The sequence below is a fragment of the Marinobacter halodurans genome (genome assembly GCF_004327985.1).
Taxonomy (GTDB): domain Bacteria; phylum Pseudomonadota; class Gammaproteobacteria; order Pseudomonadales; family Oleiphilaceae; genus Marinobacter_A; species Marinobacter_A halodurans.
In genome coordinates this window covers 190,725-198,664 of the sequence record NZ_SJDL01000003.1, presented here as the reverse complement: position 1 = coordinate 198,664, position 7,940 = coordinate 190,725, and the positions used below count along the sequence as shown (strand labels likewise).

Below are 7,940 nucleotides of genomic sequence, written 5' to 3'. Positions count from 1 at the left end.
GGAGGCAAGGTAGATAAATTGATAACTGCGAATGTGGTAGCGCCAACAAATGCAACCATTGCCGCTGCCAAACAGAACTTGTAGACACCGACCATTCACAGTTCTCCATGACTACGCATTTAACGCTCAGGCGCAGCGGCCGGTTTGGAGTGCAACGGAAAACCGGTCCGACTGGCGCGGCTGGTTATGTGGTACTCCCAAGTTCCGACAATCTCACCCGGGGTTGGCACGCCACAAAATCCAGCGTAGATAATTATTGTGCCCTGGGCACCAATCTTGGCGGTATTCACCAAGCACCCATTTTCTTTTTTTATCCAATTCGTTTGTTCAGCGCCGTTGAACAGAGATTGGTCAGCTACCAACAACCTTATCAATCATGCTTGGCGGAAACACCTGAGTTTTATTGCTGGCAACAGATATGGCTGGCCCGCCGGGGATTCCCTATTCTCTTCAATCATCCGATCTTCTTTGAGCCGAACACCTTGAGCCTGGCAACCACTAGTTCTGACTTCAATCTGCCCGACCCACATAACATTTGTATATGAGTCGCCACGACCGTTTTTCCAACGACTCATATTTCAATCCCAACATGTCTCCAACCTAGGCAGAAAGTCCCCTCAGGTCAATAACTTCCCATTATTCTGCTTTCTGGTTTTCCAAACAAAAATGATCATAAAGACCACTATCCTCATTTTCTGTCGAAGCGGCAACCTGCTGATTTAAAAGCCGAAGTCATAGATTTTCAAAATTCCGCCCAGTTCATGGTCGCAACGACCATTTTTCCGGTTACCCGAGTCTTGTGGCTGACGTAGGCCCAATAAACAGCTATTAAATGGACACACATGTCATGGATGTTCCACCTCCTGTGCCGGCGAAGCCCATGCGCTTTATGGATCAGCTGCGTGTCACGATTCGTTCCCGGAATCTCGCTTACAAGACTGAAAAAACCTATCTCCACTGGGTCCGTCGATATATTCATTTTCATGACCGAATCCATCCAGCCAAACTAGGCGCCTTAGACGTTGAACGGTTCCTTTCGCATCTTGCCGTCGATAGAGACAGCAGTGTCAGCACTCAGAAGACTGCGCTGAATACCCTTGTTTTTCTATACACCCATCACTTGAATCAGCCACTCGGAGATCTGCAGTTCGAATCAGCGAGCCGGGCAAAACGCCTGCCCACCGTTTTCTCCCATGAGGAAGTGGTGGCCGTTCTGGCCTGCCTGGAGGAGACCAATGCCCTGGTCGCAAAACTCATGTACGGAACGGGTTTGAGGATCAATGAAGCGCTGCGACTGCGCATCAAGGATGTGGATTTCAGCATGCAGCAGATCGTTGTCCGAAACGGAAAGGGAAACAAAGACCGTGTAACTATGCTGCCCCAGACCCTCACGGAACCACTACGTAGTCAGAAAGCCTTCGTGGAGGCGCAACATCATCGCGATCTGCTGAGCGGGTTTGGCGAGGTTTACATGCCAGCGGCCCTGGCGAGGAAATATCCGAGTGCTGCGCGCGAGTTGGCATGGCAATACCTGTTCCCCGCACAAAGGATATCGGTCGATCCCCGAAGTGGCATAAAACGTCGGCATCACATACAGGATCAGGTGGTACAACGAGCCATCCGAAGGGCAATTCAAACAGCGGGCATCCATAAGCAAGCCAACAGTCACGTCCTCCGCCACAGCTTTGCGACTCGCCTGCTCGAAGCCGGCTATGACATCCGCACCATTCAAAAGCTGCTGGGTCACTCCGATGTAAGGACCACGGAGATATACACGCACGTGGTCAGGCAGGGTGGCTTTGGCGTGCGTAGCCCCGTTGACGTGGGCTGATGTCAACGGGGTTGTGAAGGGATTGCCGGCTACCCTTCAGCCTTCCCAATAGCGCCGGCCGTCCGAGCCAATTCATCAATCACACCATCCAGCTTCTTCTGCCACTCGACGTCCCTGAACTCGCCATTGCCGTCAAACGCATCGCCGGCTTTGACGATGGCCAGTTGGCTGGGAATCACCTGCACACCGATGTTGCCCAGCATCATGCGCAGGGGCACCAGACCGCGCAGTCCACCGAGGGCGCCCGGTGATGCGGCCACGAGGCCGGCGACTTTGCCGCGGAAGGCGACCAGCCCCGGCACGTCGCCGTCCGGGCGGCTGATCCAGTGCAGGGTGTTGACCAACAGCGGGCTGAGGGTGCTGTTGTATTCCGGTGAGGCAATGCAGAAGCCGTGGTGACTGGCGAACAGTTGCCTCAGGTCGCGAACGTCGTTCGGAACCCCTTTTTCCTGCTCCAAGTCGCCGTTATAGATGGGGACATTGTAGTGGGAGAGGTTTATGCGGGTGACGTCGATGTCGCCCCGTCTTTCCGCCGTGCGGGCGGCGGCTTCGGCGAGTTGGGCGTTGAACGAGCCGGTCCGGGTGCTGCCGGCCATGAACAGGATTCGGGTGTTCTGGGTCATACGGGTCTCCTTGACGACGTTCGATGTCATCCTAAACAGTATAGGGATATGGTGGGACTATAAGGGTGATAGCGACGCAACTTTGACACACGCCAGTGACTTTAAGTGGCTAGTTTCTATACTGGGAGAGCATAATCATAAAAACGTGACAGTGTCATCTTGAGACAACATGGCGAAGTGATTGGGGACCTCGAAGTGAGGACTTGAACTTTCAGGGAGAGCACCATGGCGTATCAGAACACCGAAACCCGGAGCGACTCGACGTCCGAGTCGCAGCACGACAATGCCCTGTCCATCCCCATGGGCGAGTATGAGACACGGCGGGCACCGTACTTCTGGGAACGCAAACTACTGACCAAACTGATGGAGTATGTGGGCGGCCCACCGGTGCAGTTCGAGCTTTGGGACGGCTCCCAGGTGCGGCTCGATGGGACATCTCCCCGCTTTACGCTGGGCCTGACCGATCCCAAGGCCCTCTACCACCTTGTCGCCAATCCCAACCTTGCCTTCGGTGATCTCTACAGCGCCGGTCGCCTGACCGTCTCCGGCGATCTGACGGAACTGCTCACTACCCTCTACCGCGCCACCCACAATGCCCGCCAGCAATGGCCGGCCTGGCTGGAGAAGCTCTGGGCCAACCACGCGCCCCGCTCCACCGACCTGACCGAGGCCCGCCAGAACATCCACCACCACTACGATCTCGGTAACGAGTTCTATCGCCTGTGGCTGGATACCGCGGAGATGCAGTACACCTGCGCCTATTACGAAACACCGGATCTTACCCTTGAGCAGGCCCAACTGGCCAAGCTGGAGCACGTCTGCCGCAAATTGCAGCTCAAGCCCGGCCAGACCGTGGTGGAAGCCGGTTGCGGCTGGGGCGGACTGGCCCGATACATGGCCCGTAATTACGGGGTCAAGGTCCATGCCTACAACATCTCCAAAGAGCAACTCGCCTTCGCCCGGGAAGAGGCCAGGCGCCAACAGCTGGATCACCTGATCGACTACGTGGAGGACGACTACCGCAACATCAGCGGCCAGTACGATGCCTTCGTCTCCGTCGGCATGCTGGAGCATGTGGGCACCGGCCACTACAGTGACATGGCCGCGGTGATCAAGCGCTCCCTGAAGCCGGAAGGCCTGGCCCTGCTGCACAGCATCGGCCGCAACCGTCCCATGAAGATGAACGCCTGGATCGAGAAGCGGATCTTCCCCGGCGCCTACCCGCCCAGCATCGGCGAGTTCATGGGTATCTGCGAGGAAGGCGCCTTCTCGGTGCTGGACGTGGAAAACCTGCGCCTGCATTACGCCCGCACCCTGGAGCACTGGAAGGAACGCTTCGAGGCCCATCTGGACGAGGTAATCGCCATGTACGACGAGCATTTCGCGCGGGCCTGGCGCATGTACCTGTCGGGCTCGATCTCGGCCTTTGAGACCAGCTCGCTGCAGTTGTTCCAGGTGGTCTTCAGCCACGGCGAGAACAACGCGGTCCCGCGCAATCGCAAGCACCTCTATGAATCACCGGCTGCACCGGAGTCTGTCTGAGATGGAACACTATGACGTCATGATCGTCGGCGGCGGCCCGGCCGGCTCCACGCTGGCCTGGGCCCTGCGCAACAGCGGCAAACGCATCCTGATCCTGGACAAGGCGGATTTCCCCCGGGACAAGACCTGCGCCGGCTGGGTCACGCCCGCGGTGGCAGAAAGCCTGCAGCTCGACCTGGACGATTACCGCAGGGACCACGTGCTGCAACCGATCACGCGGTTCCGCATCGGCATGATGGGCCAGCCCGCGGTGGATAACGACCACGGCGACAACCCGGTCAGCTACGGCATCCGCCGCTGCGAGTTCGACACCTACCTGCTGGACCGGGTGGAGAGTGCCAACAAGGTACTGAAGACGCCGGTCAAGGACATCCGGCGCGACGGCGGCAACTGGATCATCAACGACACCTACCAGGCACCGCTGCTGGTTGGTGCCGGCGGGCATTTCTGCCCGGTGGCCCGCCAGTTGGGCGATGGCCCTGGCAGCCATGAAACCGTGGTCGCCGCCAAGGAAGTGGAGTTCGAGATGACGCCGGAGCAGGCGGAGAACTGTGCCGCCAGCGGCGACCAGCCGGAGCTCTGGTTCTGCCGCGATCTCAAGGGCTATGCCTGGGTGTTCCGCAAGGGCAGCTTCCTTAACATCGGCCTGGGCCGGGAGGACAACCACAAGCTGACCGATCACCTGGAAGCGTTCGTCCAGGAGATGAAGGACCAGGGCCGGATTCCGGCGGACCTGCCGGGCCGTTTCAAGGGCCACGCCTACCTACTCTACGCCCATGCCGAACGCCCGCTGGTGGACGACGGTATCCTGCTGATCGGCGATGCGGCGGGGCTGGCCTATACGCAAAGCGGCGAAGGCATCCGCCCGGCGATCGAATCCGCCCTGCTGGCCGCCGAAACCATCCGCCGCGCTTCGGATATGAGCGCGCAAAGCCTGCAACGCTACGGCGATGCCATTGCCGATCGCTTTGGTCGCCGGGCCATGCCGGAGCAGGAAGGCTGGCAACTGCCAGGCTGGGTGAAGACGTCCGTCGCCAGCGGGCTGATGCGCTCGCACTGGTTCACCCGCAAGGTGGTGACGGAGAAGTGGTTCCTGCACCAGGATGTGCCGCCGTTGAAAGTGGCGGTTTAGGTGCAAGCCTGCGTTGAACGTTCTTTCAGGATGTCGTCAACGCCAGTGCAATGACAGACCGGTGACACAAAAAGCCCCGACACCAGGGATGCCGGGGCTTGCTCGTTGCAGCGGGTCCTACTGACCGAGGTAGCTGCGGTACATCCAGACCGTTTTCTCCTGCTGGGAGATGTAGTCGCTCATCAGCGACACCGTGCCTTCGTCTTCGGCTTCGCCGGCGGTGCTGAGGATGTCGCGCTGCTTCCTGATTAGCTTGGCGAAGCTTTCCAAAATCTGCCCGACCGCCACCTTGCCGCCGCTGACGTTCCTGCGCTCTTCCACACTGGAACGCTCGATATAGACGCTGTAGCTGTGCGCCGGACGGTGCCCCAGGGTCAGGATGCGCTCGGCGATCTCATCCACTTTCAGCAGCAGGTCGTCGTACAGTTCCTCGAACTTGGCGTGCAGTTCGAAGAAGTTGTCGCCCTTGATGTTCCAGTGGTAGCCACGAACGTTCATGTAGAAAATCTGGTAGTTCGCCAGCAGTTCGTTCAGGTCACTGGCGAGTTGTTCGGTTTTCGCCGTATCAAGACCAATCAGGTTGGTGCTCATGGAAAACTCCTTTTATCAGCGAGAATGTGAGTCGTCGGCGAATGCAAGACAACGAACTCGATGTCCCTTCTACGCCAGAACTCGGCAAATGGTTTATGACTCAGATAGATAACGTGGTGGTTGTTCATCCAGTTTCAATCTATCGGAAGGATTTGTCATATCGTGGAACATACCGACATCTGAATAACAATAGCCAAAACCTATCAAAAGACCTAAAACAAATTATTTAAAATCTATTCCCATTTCGATTCCAATAAACGCATACGATCACGGAAGGCGAAGCCGATCATGCGTTTCCTTAAACTCCTGTTTCACAGCCATGGCCACGAGGGCGATCAATCCCTGCTGAAAACGGTCACCTTCGCGATCACTCACTTTACGGTGGCCTTCACCGTGGCCTACGTGCTGACCGGTGACATCATCCTCGGCAGCCTGATTGCCATGGTGGAGCCGGCCATCAACACCGTGGCCTACTTCGTCCACGAGAAGATCTGGGCGCGGCGAATCCAGCGGCGGCAGGGCGAGTCCCGGCATGACCGGATGTCGGCCACGGCCGCCTGAGCCAGTATCGGTTGTCCTTCCCCCTTTGACCCCGCCCCGTGCGGGGATTTTTTATAGGGCGGATCAGGCGCCGGGACCGCAGTCCAGGCAGCGCTCGCCCATCTTCGGCCCGATGCTGAGCTTGTGGTTCAGGTCGCCCAGGGCGGTGCGCACGCCTTCCTCGATCACCGGGTGATAGAACGGCATGCCCAGCATCTGGCTGACCGTCATCCGCTGCTGCACCGCCCAGGCCAGCAAGTGGCCGATGTGTTCGGCGGACGGCCCCAACATCTCCGCCCCCAGGAACAGGCCGCTGCCATGCTCGCCATAAACCTTGAGCAGCCCGCGGTTCCTGCCGATGACGCGGCTGCGTCCCTGATCCTCGAAGGACACCTGCCCCACGGCATGGCAATCGCAGTAACGCCGTCGAAGCGCCTCGCCGGTCACGCCGACGCGGATGATCTGGGGGTCGGTAAACACGATGGACAGCGGCGTCCGGCGCATTCCGGAGCGGATGTCCGGCCAGCGCCCGGCGTTGTCCCCGGCGATCCGGCCTTCGTCGGCGGCCTCGTGGAGCAGCGGGGCATCCGCATTGACGTCGCCGGCCATGAAGACCGGCTGGTCGCCGCACTGCAACGTGTAGCGGTTGAATCTTGGGATACCGTGATCGTCCAGCGCCAGACCCGACTTTTCGAGCCCCAGTGACGCCAGGTTGGGTCGACGGCCGGTCGCGGCCAACAGGTATTCGAAGGTTTCGGTAACCTCGCCCCGCTGGGGGTCGATGAATGTCACGGACACGCCGTCGTCCGTACGGCGAACCTGTTTCACGTCAGCCGTGGGATCCAGGGGAAACGCCTCACGGAACGTCTCCAGCGCGCACTGGCGAATCTGTTCGTCCTGGATACCGCCGATGCCGCCGCCCGCACCAAACAGTCGAATCCGTACGCCAAGCCGCGCCAGAGCCGCTCCCAGTTCCAGGCCGATCGCGCCCGGACCGAAGACGACGACGGACTCCGGCAGCTGTTCCAGTTCGAAGACGGTGTCGTTGGTCAGTAGCCGGTCACCCGCCACCTGCAGGAGGTCCGGTACGCGGGGGCTGGAGCCGGTGGCGATCACGATCCGCTTGGCGTCGATCTGCACGCGGTCGTCCACGACGAGACGTCCCGGCGCGACAAACTTCGCCATGCCATGCAGCCGGTGTTCCGCAGGAAACCGGTCGATGGCGTCCAGCACGGATCCCACGAAACCGTCCCGCTCGACCCGGACCCGTTCCATCACGGCGCGCCGGTCAATCGTCATCCCGTTCACACGGATACCGAACAGGCCGGCACCACGAGCCGTGTGTGCCGCATCCGCAGCGGCAATCATCAGCTTGCTGGGCATGCAACCGATGCGGGCGCAGGTGGTGCCGTACTCACCGCCTTCGATCGCCAGCACGCTGTCGGTGTGTTTGCGGGCCGCCTTGTAGGCCACCATGCCCGCCGTACCTGTACCAATGATGGCCACGTCGACCTGCCGCTGTTCCATGGGAGACTCCTTCTGCCGGTTGGATCACCACAGTATGCAACGTTTGACGGCGCGTCACTGACCTGGGACAAGGAGCCCTGCATACGTGCCTGGCACGGAAGCTGCTGAGTCACCTGACAGACGCCGGAACCGGAAACATCCGGCCGCTTTGAGC

The 7,940-nt window shown here is 59.5% G+C and carries 8 protein-coding genes; 5 read left to right on the top strand and 3 right to left on the bottom strand.

Annotated features, from left to right (window positions below; translation table 11 throughout):
• Positions 1-149 precede the first annotated feature (149 nt).
• Positions 150-545: a hypothetical protein gene (locus tag EZI54_RS03255; protein ID WP_165495661.1), complete on the top strand. Its 396-nt coding sequence runs from the start codon at positions 150-152 to the stop codon at positions 543-545.
• 302 nt (positions 546-847) lie between these two features.
• Positions 848-1,831, top strand: coding sequence for an integron integrase (locus tag EZI54_RS03250; protein WP_131478978.1), 984 nt, complete (start codon positions 848-850; stop codon positions 1,829-1,831).
• Between the two features lie 29 nt (positions 1,832-1,860).
• Here the strand turns inward: EZI54_RS03250 and EZI54_RS03245 are convergent, their stop codons facing one another.
• Complete coding sequence (locus EZI54_RS03245; RefSeq protein WP_131478976.1) at positions 1,861-2,454, bottom strand: NADPH-dependent FMN reductase; 594 nt, start codon at positions 2,452-2,454, stop codon at positions 1,861-1,863.
• Between the two features lie 225 nt (positions 2,455-2,679).
• On the opposite strand from EZI54_RS03245, the gene EZI54_RS03240 reads away from it, so the two are divergent.
• Both EZI54_RS03240 and EZI54_RS03235 read left to right on the top strand, forming a co-directional pair.
• Entirely contained in the window at positions 2,680-3,996 is a 1,317-nt protein-coding gene (locus EZI54_RS03240; protein ID WP_131478974.1) for an SAM-dependent methyltransferase, read from the top strand.
• Position 3,997: 1 nt separating this feature from the next.
• Complete coding sequence (locus tag EZI54_RS03235) at positions 3,998-5,128, top strand: NAD(P)/FAD-dependent oxidoreductase (RefSeq protein WP_131478972.1); 1,131 nt, start codon at positions 3,998-4,000, stop codon at positions 5,126-5,128.
• Between the two features lie 117 nt (positions 5,129-5,245).
• On the opposite strand, the gene EZI54_RS03230 is transcribed toward EZI54_RS03235, so the two are convergent.
• Positions 5,246-5,719 (bottom strand): Dps family protein, encoded by a 474-nt coding sequence (locus EZI54_RS03230; RefSeq protein ID WP_131478970.1) that lies wholly within the window; start codon positions 5,717-5,719, stop codon positions 5,246-5,248.
• A 288-nt stretch (positions 5,720-6,007) separates the two neighbouring features.
• Between EZI54_RS03230 and EZI54_RS03225 the strand changes: the two genes are divergently transcribed.
• Complete coding sequence (locus tag EZI54_RS03225) at positions 6,008-6,280, top strand: DUF2061 domain-containing protein (protein ID WP_131478968.1); 273 nt, start codon at positions 6,008-6,010, stop codon at positions 6,278-6,280.
• Between the two features lie 63 nt (positions 6,281-6,343).
• Here the strand turns inward: EZI54_RS03225 and EZI54_RS03220 are convergent, their stop codons facing one another.
• A complete protein-coding gene (locus EZI54_RS03220) occupies positions 6,344-7,786 on the bottom strand; it encodes a dihydrolipoyl dehydrogenase (RefSeq protein ID WP_131478966.1) in 1,443 nt (480 codons plus the stop codon).
• Positions 7,787-7,940 lie beyond the last annotated feature (154 nt).